At 68.8% G+C, this 13,945-nt stretch carries 11 protein-coding genes; 1 reads left to right on the top strand and 10 read right to left on the bottom strand.

The genetic code is table 11. From position 1 onward, the window contains the following. The first annotated feature begins 2 nt into the window (after positions 1-2). Positions 3-1,424 carry a hypothetical protein gene (locus ACNHYB_RS14615; RefSeq protein ID WP_418276076.1) on the top strand — a complete coding sequence of 474 codons (1,422 nt, stop codon included), beginning with the start codon at positions 3-5 and terminating at the stop codon, positions 1,422-1,424. An 83-nt stretch (positions 1,425-1,507) separates the two neighbouring features. On the opposite strand, the gene ACNHYB_RS14610 is transcribed toward ACNHYB_RS14615, so the two are convergent. From ACNHYB_RS14610 to ACNHYB_RS14565, 10 genes are all read right to left on the bottom strand, one after another. Next, complete coding sequence (locus ACNHYB_RS14610) at positions 1,508-2,194, bottom strand: hypothetical protein (RefSeq protein ID WP_418276075.1); 687 nt, start codon at positions 2,192-2,194, stop codon at positions 1,508-1,510. 14 nt (positions 2,195-2,208) lie between these two features. Beyond that, a complete protein-coding gene (locus tag ACNHYB_RS14605; RefSeq protein WP_418276074.1) occupies positions 2,209-5,892 on the bottom strand; it encodes a PKD domain-containing protein in 3,684 nt (1,227 codons plus the stop codon). A gap of 216 nt (positions 5,893-6,108) precedes the next feature. Further along, positions 6,109-6,873: a hypothetical protein gene (locus ACNHYB_RS14600; RefSeq protein ID WP_418276072.1), complete on the bottom strand. Its 765-nt coding sequence runs from the start codon at positions 6,871-6,873 to the stop codon at positions 6,109-6,111. 29 nt (positions 6,874-6,902) lie between these two features. Next, the gene (locus ACNHYB_RS14595; RefSeq protein ID WP_418276071.1) at positions 6,903-8,405 is read right to left on the bottom strand and encodes an oligosaccharide flippase family protein; all 1,503 of its coding nucleotides are present in this window, start codon (positions 8,403-8,405) and stop codon (positions 6,903-6,905) included. Between the two features lie 53 nt (positions 8,406-8,458). Beyond that, the gene (locus ACNHYB_RS14590) at positions 8,459-9,328 is read right to left on the bottom strand and encodes a sulfotransferase family protein (RefSeq protein ID WP_418276069.1); all 870 of its coding nucleotides are present in this window, start codon (positions 9,326-9,328) and stop codon (positions 8,459-8,461) included. Continuing rightward, positions 9,321-10,469 carry a hypothetical protein gene (locus ACNHYB_RS14585; protein WP_418276068.1) on the bottom strand — a complete coding sequence of 383 codons (1,149 nt, stop codon included), beginning with the start codon at positions 10,467-10,469 and terminating at the stop codon, positions 9,321-9,323. The genes ACNHYB_RS14590 and ACNHYB_RS14585 overlap by 8 nt, the downstream gene beginning before the upstream one ends. Continuing rightward, positions 10,466-11,377: a glycosyltransferase family 2 protein gene (locus ACNHYB_RS14580; protein ID WP_418276067.1), complete on the bottom strand. Its 912-nt coding sequence runs from the start codon at positions 11,375-11,377 to the stop codon at positions 10,466-10,468. Before ACNHYB_RS14580 ends, ACNHYB_RS14585 begins: the two co-directional genes overlap by 4 nt. After that, on the bottom strand, positions 11,374-12,459 hold the full coding sequence (locus ACNHYB_RS14575; RefSeq protein ID WP_418276066.1) for a sulfotransferase: 1,086 nt from the start codon (positions 12,457-12,459) through the stop codon (positions 11,374-11,376). The genes ACNHYB_RS14580 and ACNHYB_RS14575 overlap by 4 nt, the downstream gene beginning before the upstream one ends. A gap of 52 nt (positions 12,460-12,511) precedes the next feature. Beyond that, positions 12,512-13,474 (bottom strand): sulfotransferase, encoded by a 963-nt coding sequence (locus ACNHYB_RS14570; protein ID WP_418278069.1) that lies wholly within the window; start codon positions 13,472-13,474, stop codon positions 12,512-12,514. A 293-nt stretch (positions 13,475-13,767) separates the two neighbouring features. After that, positions 13,768-13,929, bottom strand: coding sequence for a hypothetical protein (locus ACNHYB_RS14565; RefSeq protein WP_418276065.1), 162 nt, complete (start codon positions 13,927-13,929; stop codon positions 13,768-13,770). Between the last annotated feature and the right edge of the window lie 16 nt (positions 13,930-13,945).

The raw sequence follows: 13,945 nt of genomic DNA, 5'->3' as shown, positions 1-13,945 counted from the left end.
CCATGACGGGGCCCCAGCCCGTCGCTCCGCAGACCGAGGGCAGCGTCGACATCCGCGAGAGTGGCGAACCGCGGGCTCGATGGCTCCGAGGACCGGCTTGGCCACTCGTCGTCCTGCTCGCAGGATTCCCGGTCTTCTGGGCGCTCGGGCTCTCCGAGTTCGCCGTGCCGGTCATGGCCGTTCCCATGGCGGTGATCCTGTACCGCCGACGCCCGCTGAAGTTTCCCCGCGGGTTCCTGATCTGGGGCGTCTTCCTGATCTGGACCCTGGCGGGCGTGCTGCTCCTCGGCATCGATCCTGCCGGATACGTCGACGGCAGCGCTTCGGGCCGCCTGATCGCGTTCGGAGTTCGTGAGCTCTCCTACTTCTCGGTCACGATCGTCATGCTCTTCGTCGGGAACCTCACCGAGGAGGAGCTCCCCACCCGTCGTCTGGTCCGCCTGCTCGGTGTCTTCTTCGCCTGGGTCGTCGCCGGCGGTCTGCTCGGACTCCTCGCCCCGCACTTTCACTTCACCTCCCCGTTCGAGATGGTCCTCCCCCACTCGATCAGGAGCGACGACTACGTGCAGAATCTCGTTCATCCGCGCGCTTCCCAGGTGCAGTCGGTCTTCGCCGCGGAGACGCCCCGACCGTCCGCCCCGTTCGCCTACACCAACGAATGGGGCTTCACGATCACGCTCCTGGGGGTGTGGGCGGTCGTCGCGTGGTACTTCCTCCCCGGGGCCAAGGCTCGGATCCGACCCACTCTCCTGGTCCTGACCGGCATCGTCATCCTGATCTACTCGTTGAACCGGGCCGCGTGGATCGGGGTCGCCGTCGCGGTCGTCTACGTCGCGATCGTGCTCGCCCTCCGCGGCCGCCTGGTCCTGGTGGTCTCCATGCTCCTGATCGGTTCGCTGGGCATGGGAGCACTGCTCGCGACGCCGCTCGGCGCGGTGGTCGAGCAGCGGCTGGAGAACGGCAAGAGCGACGACATCCGGACCTTCACCACGGAGAAGGCGTTCGAGCTCGTCACCGTCTCGCCCATGGTCGGCCTGGGTTCGACACGCTCCACGCTGGGCTCCGCATCGTCGATCGCCGTGGGTGAGAGCCCGAAATGCCCGACGTGCGGCAATGCGAGCATCGGCATGAACGGCTACCTCTACATGCTCATGGTGACGACCGGGTACGGAGGTGTCGCCCTCTTCTTCACGTTCGGCGCCGTCCAGGTGTGGCAGTGCCGAAGACTCAGGTCACCGGTCGTCCTGGGCGGCACCGCGGTCATCCTCATGACCGCCTTCTACAGTCTCTTCTACGACGCGGCGACCTGGATGCTCGTCCCGTTCGTCACGCTGGGCCTCCTCTGGCGAGAGAGTCGACGAGCCCAGGCCACTGGTGAGCAGCGACCCCTCCTCGACACGCAGGGGTCATCCTCCGCCACGTGAACGGCCTGACCTGCTGCCGGGAACGTCGAGAGCCCGCCGGTCCTGACGACCGGCGGGCTCTCGACGTTCTGCGAGCGTGACGACTAGGTCAGCTTGACGACGAAACAACCGGTGTCCTCACCGGCAGTGACCTCGAACGTCCACTCTCCCGCCGCAGGGAGCGCGATGTAGGTGTCGTAGTACCTCCACTGCTCGGCATCGCTCACGAGGTCCTGATCCGTGACGACCTTGTCGCCCGTCTTCTTGTTCGTGGCGACGACCTCGACGCCCGGCATCTCGCTGGCGTCCATCGGGATCCAGTAGAGGCGTGCCGTTCCACTGGGCTTGCCGGGCTGCTCGACGTCCCAGGACTTGCGGGCGTCATCGAAGGATCCACCCACGATGCCGCCGGAACGGACGTCGCGCTCGTCCCCCACCTTCAGGCACTTGCCGGACTCGTCGCCAGGTACCCGGTTGAAGAGCGGTTCCTGCTTCCCGTCCTTCGACGGCTGTGCCGTCTCGGCGACCTCACCGCTCGGTTCGACGACCTCCTCGCCCGAGACGTCCTCCGGTGCGGCGCTCGAGCCGTCATCCTCCGACTGCCCGTCCTTCGGCTGTCCGTCCTCGGACGTCGACGCCTCACCGCTGGACTCCGGCGACGCCCCGCCCGCTGCGTCGGCCTGCGAAGTCACGCTCGGCGCGCCGGTCGCCTCGCCGTCCTCTCCCGTGCACCCGGCGAGCAGGAGCACGGCGAGCACCCCGGCGGGGATCCCGGCTCTCTTCGTGTTCATCACCATCATCGATTCTAGGAAGCGGCTTCGAGGACGAGGGACCAGCTGATGCTGCGGGACGACGACACGTCGGTCGTGGCCGTGGCTGCCGGCACAGCGCCGGAGAGCGGTCCGCCGGAGTCACCGACGAGAGCGGAGATCCTGCCCGAGCCCGAGCTGAAGATCGAAGCCCGCTCGGAGACACCCGATCCCGCGGACCACGCGGAAGTGCTCGGTCCCTTGTCCGACCAGAACCACACCACCCACGAACCGGTCGAGGCGTTCACCGGAGGTGTCGCGTGCGTGTCCGTCGAGGCATCGACAGCCGACTCCGCGACGCCCAGGTCACCGACGCCGCGGTAAGCGCTGACGATGGTCGAGGCCTTGCGGATCTCGTTGAACTGGATGGCGACCTCCGAACCGGCGTCGCCCGCTGCGGCCGTGCGCTCCCACACGTAGCTGGCCATGCCCGTCGTCGTCCTGGTACCCACCAGGTTCCACCCCGACGGGACCGAGGGTTCAGGATTGTTGCTCACGCCCACGGTGAGCAGCAAGGTGTCACCGGCCTGGACTCCGTTGGGAATCGTCACGCGGGAGGTGGTGCTGTTCGTGTTCGACGACGCGCTGGCGACGAAGCTGATGTCTTCGCCGACGGTGGACCCGTCCGAGACTGTCACGTCCCGGGTGGTCGTGTCGGTCGCACCGTCGTCGTCGGTCACCGTGAGCGAGACCTCGTACGTGCCCGCTGCAGGGAACTCGTGCGTCGGCTCGGCCTCGTCGGCCGTCCCGGTCCCGTCGAAGTCCCAGCTGTAGTCGGCGATCGACCCGTCCGGGTCGCTCGAGCCGGAACCGTCGAACGTGCACGACAGGTCGTCACAGTCCGGCGCGCCGAACTCTGCCGCCGGCGACTCGTTGGGAACCGGCGGTGCAGTCACCGTGACGTCCCGGGTGGTCGTGTCGGTCGCACCGTCGTCGTCGGTCACCGTGAGCGAGACCTCGTACGTGCCCGCTGCAGGGAACTCGTGCGTCGGCTCGGCCTCGTCGGCCGTCCCGGTCCCGTCGAAGTCCCAGCTGTAGTCGGCGACCGACCCGTCCGGGTCGCTCGAGCCGGAACCGTCGAACGTGCACGACAGGTCGTCACAGTCCGGCGCGCCGAACTCTGCCGTCGGCGACTGGTTGGCAGGCGCGGACCCACCGTTCAGGTAGAACCCTCGTGCTCGCCAGTTCGTGCCCGACGTCGACGGCCCGTCAACGACCGTGACGCTGCCGGACGGTGTGCCGTTCGACATCGCCATCCGGTTGAGGTTGCCGTTGGAGGTCGCGAAGTAGAGGGTGCCGTCCGCGATGAACATCCCGTAGGTGCCGTTCCAGGAACGGCCACCGTTTGCCGTGAAGGTGTCGGAACCGATGATGCCACTGTCGGTGCTGAACCAGCGCCAGTAGAGGTTGTTGTCGCCAGAACGGGTGTAGTAAAGACGGCCGTCCGCATAGGCCATCCCCGTGACGCTCGACATCTGGCCGTAGATCGCGTTGCGGTTGCCGTCGTATGTTCCGGTCCCGGCACCGGCGCTCACCCCGGCCCACAGCGGGTCGTTGTACGGGTCGATCGCCGTCTCGGCGCCGAGAGCACCCTGGGCGGAGATGGTCCGCGAGTAGAACATCGAGTCGGTCTTGCCGTACCAGAGCTTGCCGCCTGCCACGAAGCTCCCGCGCACGTCGTTCCAGTTGATCCCCTGCGTCGAGACGCTCGCAGGGGTCCCGGCACCGCTCGTCGTGAGAGGTACCGCCGTGAGCGAGTTCGCGCCGGCGCTCGGCGGAGCCATGTCCGTACGAACGATCTCGATGGCGTTGATCAGGGGGTTCTCCACCTCGTGCGAGGTGGAGATGTTCACGGTGCCGTCGCTGGTGACGTCGAACGAACGCATGGTCGCCCGGTTGTTGTTGCCCGTGGCGGCCACGATGTCGAAGTTGTCGAGGACCTTGGATCCCTCGACGCTGACGTCGAAGACGCGCTGGCCGGCGCTCGCCGTGCAGCTGCAACGGTTGGCGAAGTAGATCCGCACCTGCAGCGGCACACCGTTCGGCACCGGGAACGACCAGTTCATCGCAGGGTTGTCGGACGGGGACCACCGCTCGGCGTCGAAGACCGCGTTGGGTGTGCTGGTAGGCACGGTCGAGTCGAAGGTGGCACCAGAGCTGTAGCCTGCGGCGTTGCTCCCGGTGTTGCGGTACGGGCTCGACGACCCGTCGTCCGCCTCCCAGTCCGGTCCCGCGTCGACAGAGCCCACCGTGCCACCACCAGCGTTGACGCGGTAGAGGATGTTGCCGTTGGACGTCGCTGCCGACGCACCCAGGTAGACCGTTCCCGGGAGGACGGGAGTCGCGTCCGAAGCCTTCTGTGCGCCGCTGGCCTCGGGGAAGAACGCCAGCTTCGGCCGGTTGTACCGGTAGCCCGGCCCGACATAGTCGGTGTTGCTGCCCATCCACAGGCCGGCGCTCGTGGCCTCAAGCGTGTAGACCGCGGTTCCGCGCGGGTTACGGCCCGGGTTCCAGGCGAGTGGCATTCCGGTCTCGGTGTCCAGCGCTGCCAGTCCGGGACGAGGCACCGCGCCGGGACCTGCGGTGTCACCGGCGAGGCTGTTGTTCATCCAGCGCTGGTGTCCACCCACGTACACGGCGGTCTCCGTGGCCTCGACCGCCCAGACGGTGTCACCGCCCGAGTAGTCGATCCACGTGGGCTGGATCTCCTCGCCCGTGGCGCCGAGCTCGAAGCGCGCCGCCGTGTCGCACAGGGTGCCGCCGACGTGACCTCCGGTCGACCCGACCACGAAGTAGGTGCCGTCCGGCGAGATGCTCACCGAACGGACGTAGGTGTCGAAGGCGAAGCTGAAGCAGTAGGGCTCGTAGCGCCGGGTACGCCAGTCCCCCGCGACCTGCGCCGTCGTCGACCCGAGGTTCATGACGACGACCTGGTCACGGGCCAGGCCGTCGACCCGCTTGAAGTTGCCGATCGCGACGAGCTTCGAACCGTCCGGCGACACTTCCAGGTCCCGCACGCCCACCGCGCCCTGCGCACCGCTGCCGGAGTCGTTGTGGCGTTCGGTCACGTTGCTCGCCAGGTACGCGTGGTCGACGGCGCCCGTGGTCGCGTTGAGCGCGACCAGACCCCCGTGGGCCTGGTTGCCGGCCGCAGTGAAGTTGCCTCCGAGGAGCAGTCGGCTGCCGGACAGGGCCACGGTGTTGACCGCACCGTTGATGTTCTGCGGGTTGAACGAGGTCACCAGTGACCCGTTCGACACGTTGAGGAGTGCCACCTTGCTCCGGGCGACGCCGTTCACCTGGGAGAACTGACCCACGATGTAGACCGTGCCGGCCGTGGGGCCGGGCAGGACGTCGTTGACAGCGCCGTTGAAGCTCGGGTTGAAGCCACTGACCAACGCACCGTTGGTGGCGCTGAACGCGACGGCGTTGTCGCGCGCGACCGTTCCACCTCCCGACGGGGTGACGCTGGTGAAGTTGCCGACCGCCACCATGGTCGATCCGACCTCGGCGACGCCGACGACGGAGCCGTCGTTGATCGCCGGTGTCCACGCCGGCGGGGCATCGGACACGACGCTGTCGTGCTCGGGGGCAGCGGCAGCAGTGCCGGAAACCATTGGCAACATGGCTGCAGCCAGCACGACGGAGATCGCTGCGGTGAAAACTCGACGTGTGGTCACCCCTGAATTGTGAGCACCCTCGGGGCGAAACTGAACGGGGGCAGCGGGTTAAAATCCGCAGAACCGCCCCTTCGAGAGGGTGAAACTGGCCGCATGGTTGCACCAGGGCGACCAGAGCGTCGTCGGCGCGCACGTGGCCCGGAGGGCACGACGTCCGATCCTGCCCCGGCAGGAGGCGCAGACGACCACCGGCCCGGTCAGCAGGCGATCAATGCGTCAGGCCTGGTCCACGGACGACGTCCGGGCCCCCTCGGGTGCCGCTCGCCGCCACCGCGCACCGAGCACGTACCCGAAGTAGACGTGCACGAGCACCCAGCCCCAGTACGCCTCGGAAGCGCGCTGACCGTAGTCGATCCCGTACCGGAGCCAACCCTGGAGATCCTCGCGCGCCCACGGCGCCAGGAGCATGAACGTCAGACCCACCGCCAGAAGCAGGACGATCCAGAGGACTCGCAGGGAGGGTCGATCGGGCTGCTCCGGTTCCAGGATCGTCCGGTCGAAGACGTCGAACGCGAGCGGCGCGAGCATGAACGGCACAAGACTCTCCGCCTGGTCGAGGACGAGCGCGGTGTCGAAGGCGACCACGACGAACGCGAGCACGACGATCGAAACGACCGGAGCGAGCCGAAACGGTCGCGGAACCATCACGTAGAGCAGCACGAGCGCTGCACCGAAGATCGGCTCGTTCAGAGTGACGAGCGTCGAGGTCCACCCCGAGTGGAGCAGCAGGTACGCCGCCAGGAACATCACGGCAGCCACGAGGACGGTCCAGAACCAGGGCCGAGCCGTCCGACGCGCCCACGGCCTGAAGAACTGGACCTCGGCACACACCAGCAGCGCGAACAGCAACGCCTCCGAGTTGTGTCCGACCTGACTCGCCAGGCCTGCCGGCAGCACGAGCGCATGAGCCTTGGTCACCAGTGCCAGGAGAGCAACGGTGAGGACCCCGTAGAAGATGAGGCTGCGGGCGAACAACGACATGCGGGCTCCTTCGGGCGCGGGGGACGAGCTCAGCGTGGTCGAGTGCCGACGCGACGACGCCTCAGCGACACGACGAGGTCGTCGAGATCCAGCGTCCTGCGCAGCCTCCAGAGCCCGACGACGTAGAGCATCGCTCCGGCGGCGACGAGAACGACGAGCACGATCGTCGAGCCGTCGAAGAACCATCCCAGGGCAGGTATCGCAGCGAAGCAGAGGACCGCGAGCGCGGCGACGAGCACCGACCCCCGACCGAACGGGTCGAGCGCGAGCAGACGCTTCACCTGGACCAGAGGCAGTGCGTTGCTCACGACGATCGCGGCCGCCCAGGCGAAGGCAGCACCCAGGATGCCGATCTGCGGGATGAGCACCAGGTTCAGCGTGACGTTGAGGACCAGAGCGACGCCCACGTTCATGAGGTTCCAGGAGGTCTTTCCCGCCATCACCAGAAGCATCGTGACCATGCCGCAGGACGTCGCGAACAGCATCGCGCCCGCCAGGACGACGACGACGGGCCATGCCCGGCCGTATCCCGGGCCGAAGACCTCCATGACGACTGGCGCCAGAACCGCGACGAGCAGGTGGACCGGCCACGTGACGGCCATCACCCAGGCCGTGGTGGTCCGGTACACCCGGCTGGCGGAGGACCGGTCGTCCTGGGCGAGCAGCTGGGCGAACTTCGGCTGGACCGCGAGCGCAACGGCCTGGCTCCCGAGCTGACCGACGACCACGAACCTGGTCGCAGCCGTGTAGACGGCGGCCTCGCCCGGACCGATGAGGAACGCGACGAGCAGGATGTCCAACCGCTGAAGGCTGAGCTGTGCGGCGCTGGCGATGCCTCGTGGTGCCGTGTACCTCCAGAACTCGCGGCGACCCACGACGGGCGGGTCGTCGGCCGAGGGGGCAGGGTCACGCCGCACGAGGCGTACCAGCCACCACGCCATGATCGCGACCCCCAGCAGGTACGGTCCGCACCAGGCGACCGGCAGGAGCCACGCCAGTCCGAGGGCGCTCGCGAGCGCCAGCCCGCCCAGCTGGAGCACCGGACGCCCCACCTTCTCCAGGACGACCGTCGGCGTCATCGTGTGGAAGCCCTGCGATGCCGCCACGAACAGCTGGAAGAGTGTGGCGAACGGGAGGAAGAGCGCCGCGATCCTGATGAACAGGACCGCCTCGTCGTCGGCGGTGCCGTTCGAGCTCAGGTGACCGGCCACGAGTGGCGCGGAGAGGAACATGGCGACGGCGACGACGACCGACACCACGAAGACGGGTCGTGTGGCCATGAGGATGAGCCTGCGAGTTGCGTGAGCCTTCCCCAGGGACCGCACCCGCGCGATGAAGTACACCATCCCGGTGGCTGTGCCGAGGGCGCACAGGGACTCCGCGATGACGAAGAACGAGGTGGTCGAGAAGAGGTATCCGGCGGTCACCTGGTCGAACCCGCGGGCGACCACGACGATGACGAGAAAGTTCGCGACCGCACTGATCGCGGCACCCCCGAGACTGAGCAGGCCACGGCGGGCCAGACCGGTCATGTCGGCCGACCTCGCGGTCGGTCGAGATGGTCGGACGGACGCTGGTTCCGCGTTCATGCCCGCCAGCTCGGCGTTCGGCCCCACCAGGCGGCCAGCCGCTGGTCGTAGGGCAGGAAGTGCTGCTCGATACGTTCACGTGCAGCACCCTCGAGCGCCCTGCGGGGGCGTGAGTTGCGCTGCTTGAACTCCTCGGGCAGCCACGGACGGACTCCCAGGAAGTCGGTCACCGCACGGAACTGGGGAGCGAAGTCGGCGAAGAGCTCGTCGGAGTCGATCACGAGCATGCGGTCGCGCCCGATCGCCTTCTCGAGACGTTCCAGCTGGTCGACGTACTGGCCGCGGGCGAGATAGGCGTTGTGCTGGTGTGCGAGCGACTGGTGGTGCGGATCTGCGGCGAAGGCATCGGCGGTCCCGGCAAGTCGAGCGGGTTCGAGCTCCAGCGCCCGGTCGAACGACTCGGTCTCGAAACCGCGCGCGCTCTCGTGCGTGTAGGCGGAGTAGGCGCGCTCCACGGGGTCGCGCAGCATGACGATCACCCGGACCTCGGGGAGGGAGGAGGCGATCCTCTCGGCGACGAGCGGGTGGAACATGTAGTACGGGCTGGCTTCTCCCGTGATGGGGCGCTGACCCGTGCGGCGCTCGTGGCGACGGACGGTGGTCCGCAGGGGGAAGTGTCCTCGGTACCAGGCCCACCCACGCCGGTATCCGGTGTCGTAGTAGTGCACTCCCTTGTGCAGGCCCGCGGGCAGGACGTCGGGGTGCTGCACCAAGGACTTGTACAGCGACGTGGTGCCGGCTCGCTGCGCCCCCACGATCAGGAAGTCCGGGGTGACGCGCAGCTCCGAGGTGAGGCGTCCGAAGGTCGACGTCATGGTCCGCGCACGGCCGTGGATCCACTGTGCGAGGGGCCCGCGCTCAGCCATGGTGTGTCCTTTCGTGGGCGAGGTCGTGGATCGTGGGACGCAGCCAGGAGTCGACGTCCCCCAAGGGGTGAGAACCGTCGCGAGGGTAGTCCTGCGCGTATCGTGCGCCGATGCGCAGGAGGTATTCGGCGACGACGCCCGTGGCGTCGGACGCCGGGACCCCCAGCGGCGCGAGCAGCGTCGTCGCGTCACGGACCACCGACCGAGCCCCACGGAGGATCTCGGCGGTCCTGCCTCTCAGTCGCCTCTGGAACTCGGCGTGCACCAGGTCGAGCCCGAGGGGCACTCCGTGCTCGAACCGTTCGAAGTCCCACACCAGGAGACCGCCGGCGGCTGCGTGGGCGATGTTGCCGTCATGGAGGTCGCCGTGCCAGGCGCCGGTGGCAGCGCCGCGGCGCCGCTCGATCGATCGTCCTGCCGCGCCGTCGCCCGGCCACATGGCGTCGGTGAGCTCCGGCAAGGACCTGGCCTGCGGGAGCCCGTCGGCCCGCACCGCGTGCAGCACCCGCATCGCCTCGACGAGGTCGCTCATGGTCACGTCGCGCTGAGACCGCCGAGGCAACGCCTGAAGCACGAGGGACGACGCCCCCGGCCGGTTCTCCGCATCCAGGACCCGCGGAATCGTCAGACCCGGCGTGCGCCCGTCGAGAGCGCGCAGCGTCCGCGCTTCGGACTCGACGAGGGCACGGCTGAGCTCGGTGAGACCGAGCTTGACGTAGGCGACGTCCGAGCCGTGGTCGTCGAGGAGCTGGACCACGGGTTTGCGGTTGGCCCGGGCCGGGCCCAACGACACGATCCCGATGCTCGTCCTGGTACCGAGCAGGCGTCCTGTGGAGGCAGCCAGCCCGTCCGGGCCACCGGCAGGCACGACGACCCGGTCGCCCAGAAGGCGTCCGAGACCGACGGCGATCGTCGTCGACGCGGCAAGGGTGGTCAAGCGACGTGCAGTTCCCCGCGGGGAGCGCCAGTCCCACAGCAGCTTCGCACCGCGTCGAGGTTCGGTCACCTGCACCAGCAGACGTGGTTCCGTCGATGACGGGACGGCGAGGAACGTCTCGGTCGACGTCGATCCCTCGGCCGGGAAGGACGCCTCGACCAGGGCCTCCAGCAACGCGTCCCGGCCCGTCGTCGAACTGCTCATACGCCCCGCCCCACCCGGTTCAGCAGGCCGAGCACGACCTCGCTGGACGCGGGGACGACCGCGACGAGCGCGGCCAGCGGCGCGCGCCACTCGGTGGGCTTGACCCGGGTCGCCTGCCAGGCACGACGCCATGCGGCACGCCGGTGCCCGAGACTCGCCTCGCCGAACGCGAGCTGGCCGAGGACTCTGGCGTAGCCCGTGCGCGATCCTGTGATGTCGGGGTTCCGGTCGAGCATCCAGAGCAGGCTCTCGTTCCGTGACTCCCAACGCCGGGAGTAGAAGGAGGTCCTTCCCCACTGGACGCTCACCGCGGGACGGTCGACGTGCCTGATCGGCCGGATCGCGGAGGCGCGCAGCAGGATGTCCCAGTCCTCGTTCTGGCTTCCTGGCGCGTCCTCGGCGATGAGGCCAAGCTCTCCGAGCAGTGCGGAGCGGCGGAACACGAAGGTCGAGGAGTGCATCATGGACATCCGCGAGCGCAGCAGGTCCGACCGCTCGACGAGCGCCTTGCCGGCCGTGCGCGAGGTACGGGATCCCTCGAAGTCCACCGTGATCGAGCAGGTCGCCATGATGTCGTCGTCCTGCATCGCGTCGACCTGGAGGCGGAGCTTCTCCGGCGCCCACCAGTCGTCGTCGTCGCAGAAGGCCACCAGGTCCGTGGACAGGCTGAGGATGCCCGTGTTGCGCGTCCCCGACAGACCCTGAGCTCGCTGGTTCTGCATGACGCTGACCGGCCGGTGGCCCTCGGCGACGAGCGAGCGGTCCGGCTCGGTGCCGTCGTAGACGACGACCAGCTCGACGACGCCCTCGTAGTCCTGGGCCAGGACGGACCTGATCGTCCGTGCCAGCAGCTCCGGTCGGTCTCTCGTGGGAACCACCACGCCGACGCTGGGCAGTCCCGTGCTCATGCGACTCCTCCGGACATCCTGTAGCCGTACCGGAGCATGAGCGGCCAGGTCAGCAGCGACACCGTCCGACGGGCGCGGACCGACTGGTCCTGGATCCATCTGCGGTCCGGTCGGATCTCGATGACACCCGTGGCGAAGCGCGACGGGTTCCCCGAGCACGAGTGGGAGGGTTCCAGCCGCACCGTGCCGTCGCCGAGGTGGTCAGCGCCGGCATCGTCGTCGAGACCCGCGAACTCCCGGACGGAGAGCACCGTGCTCCGTGGGTCGGTCACCCAGTCCTCGTAGCGCACCCGGACCTTCGGCACGCCGGCGAACGTCCCGAGGCCGTCCATCTCAGCGTTGTGCACCATCCAGTACATGGAGAGTCGGGACGGTCGGTACCTGGTCATCAGCGCGACGTCGGCTGTGCGGGCTTCCGGTCGGACGACCTCCTTGCCCCAGGCGTGCGCCACCGCCCGGGCGTCGCGGACGCAGTGCAGCACGCGCAGATCGAGCTCAGGCCGACCGGCAAGGATGTAGGCGAGCGAGGACTGCTTGGACGAGTCCACGACGACTCGCGCCCCGGTCACGTGCGCGGCGGCCTGATAGATCCGGACGTAGTAGCTCGCGTACTCGGCGACGGCACGTCCCCAGGACGAGTCCGGGCTCGCGAGCAAGACCTTGGGCACCATCACGGCGCGGTCGACCTGCGCCTTGAGCTCGAGCACCCGATCGATGTCGACCTCCGACCAGCCCCCGAATGCTCGTCGACCGACCTCACCCCAGAACTCACACTCGGAGAAGGGCGACCCGCAGCCACAGCTCTCGTCGTACCGGAGGCTCCGCTTCCACAGGTGCATGACCTCACCGAGCTGCACGACCTCGCCGTCCTGGCCGATGCTGCGCTCCAGCAGGGTCGTCCCGCTCCGGCCGATGCCACCGATGTAGAGAACGGTCGTCCGGTCGGCGCGAGAGCCCTCTTGGCCGGACCGCTTCGCGTGCGGTGCTCCTCTCAGTGCCACTGAGCCTCCTCGGACTTTCCTGTGAATCGCCAACGCTAGATTGTCGACCAGGTCGACGGACGCCAACCCGGCGTTGTTCACCCGGGTGAACCACCGGCGGGTCGCGACTGCGATCCGACCAGAGGCGAGACGGTCACGCTCCGGGCTCGGACGCGGATGGCGAGGACGGCCGCCGGCCGAGGGCCAGACGTGCCGAGTCCAGCGAGGCGAGGGTTTCGCCCGCCAGGTCGTCGAGCACACGCATGTCGTCGTCACCCAGGCGCTCCCGCCACGCTCCGGCGACCGCTGCGGGCGATCGGCCGAGCTCGTGCAACGTCTGACCGCGAGAGTCCTCCCCGACCGGACCCTGGTCGCGAGCCATGCGGGTCAGCTCGGCCTCGGCGGCGTCGCACCAGCTCAGGCCCAGTTCCGTGAAGAGCCGTCGCCCACCCTCGGCCCCCGAGGTGGCGAGCTCAGCATGGTCGACCACCTGCGCTCCGGGCACCCGGGACAGGTCGGGCAGCGCCACGCTGTGCAGCATGGTCCAGAACATCGCCATCGCCTCCGCCGGCGAGACCGTCCGTGCGGGGAGCTCCGGCAGCTTCGTGCCGTGCCGCTCGGTGATCGCCCGTCGTACCGCTCCGAGCTCTTCCAGGTCGGGGTTCCACCCCATCCGCTGATAGCTCACCAGCACCGCGCCCGGATGCCGATAGACGAGGACAGGGATCGCTCCCGTGCACTCTGCGACGACCGGGACGGAAAGCATCGCGAACGGGTCCTTCACGATCTTCCTGCTCCAGGGCAGCGGCCCCGCCCATCGGCGGGAACCGTAGCGGCTGTAGACGTACGGGTTGAGCCCTGCGTAGGCACTTCTCAGGGCGCGTCGCTGCTTGCCGGACAGCTCCTCGAGCCTGGCCCAGCCGTCGACCGTGTGCCCCAGCGCGTACTGCCTCCCCCGCGGGTTCATGGGCTCGCGTCCTGGCAGGGAGGTACCCGGCGCGAGGGCGAGGAGCCTCCCGAGCCACGTGGTCCCTGAGCGTGGCACCCCGGTGACGAGGATCGGCGCGTTGCCGGTCGGCGATCCCGTCGTGCGAGGAGCTGACTCTCGATTCAGCATCACGTTCCCTTCGCCGACTCCGTGGTGCGCGTGCGTCCGGACGTGGCGGGAGCGGATCGCCGGCCGGTTCCGGGCCTGCACGCAGGTCAAGCGTAGGGGTGCGCGGTCCCGGGCCGGAGCGACGACGCCCGGTTAACCCGGGTGAATATCTCGCCGTTCGCCAGGGGCGGCAGCGGGATCCGGCGCAGTGCTCGCACGTGCGGTGTCCCTCGAAGCCCGGACACCAACAGCGTCCAGCGCCCGCACGCCGGCTCGCTCGGCCAGCTCGCGCGCGGCGCCACCGACCTGGGCCGTCAGCCGGGTCGTGCGCCGCCCGCATGCTCCACGTCGTCGATCACCTCCGGGTGATCGGAAGCAGCCCAGCACTCCGGGCCCTCGTCGCTCAGGACGAGGAAGCTCTTCATCGGCTCGCTGAAGAGCGACGCCAAGGGATAGAACGTGTTCGTCCACAGCACCGGGACGGGATCGACA

This window comes from Isoptericola jiangsuensis, from assembly GCF_048320105.1.
GTDB lineage: Bacteria > Actinomycetota > Actinomycetes > Actinomycetales > Cellulomonadaceae > Isoptericola > Isoptericola jiangsuensis_A.
This window is presented reverse-complemented; position numbering and strand designations above follow the sequence as displayed.

Coding starts and splice junctions, on each gene's coding strand:
- ACNHYB_RS14615 (WP_418276076.1), top strand. CDS start 3: ATGACGGGGCCCCAGCCCGTCGCTCCGCAGACCGAGGGCAGCGTCGAC.
- ACNHYB_RS14610 (WP_418276075.1), bottom strand. CDS start 2,194: ATGAACACGAAGAGAGCCGGGATCCCCGCCGGGGTGCTCGCCGTGCTC.
- ACNHYB_RS14585 (WP_418276068.1), bottom strand. CDS start 10,469: ATGAGCAGTTCGACGACGGGCCGGGACGCGTTGCTGGAGGCCCTGGTC.
- ACNHYB_RS14580 (WP_418276067.1), bottom strand. CDS start 11,377: ATGAGCACGGGACTGCCCAGCGTCGGCGTGGTGGTTCCCACGAGAGAC.
- ACNHYB_RS14590 (WP_418276069.1), bottom strand. CDS start 9,328: ATGGCTGAGCGCGGGCCCCTCGCACAGTGGATCCACGGCCGTGCGCGG.
- ACNHYB_RS14595 (WP_418276071.1), bottom strand. CDS start 8,405: ATGACCGGTCTGGCCCGCCGTGGCCTGCTCAGTCTCGGGGGTGCCGCG.
- ACNHYB_RS14570 (WP_418278069.1), bottom strand. CDS start 13,474: ATGCTGAATCGAGAGTCAGCTCCTCGCACGACGGGATCGCCGACCGGC.
- ACNHYB_RS14600 (WP_418276072.1), bottom strand. CDS start 6,873: ATGTCGTTGTTCGCCCGCAGCCTCATCTTCTACGGGGTCCTCACCGTT.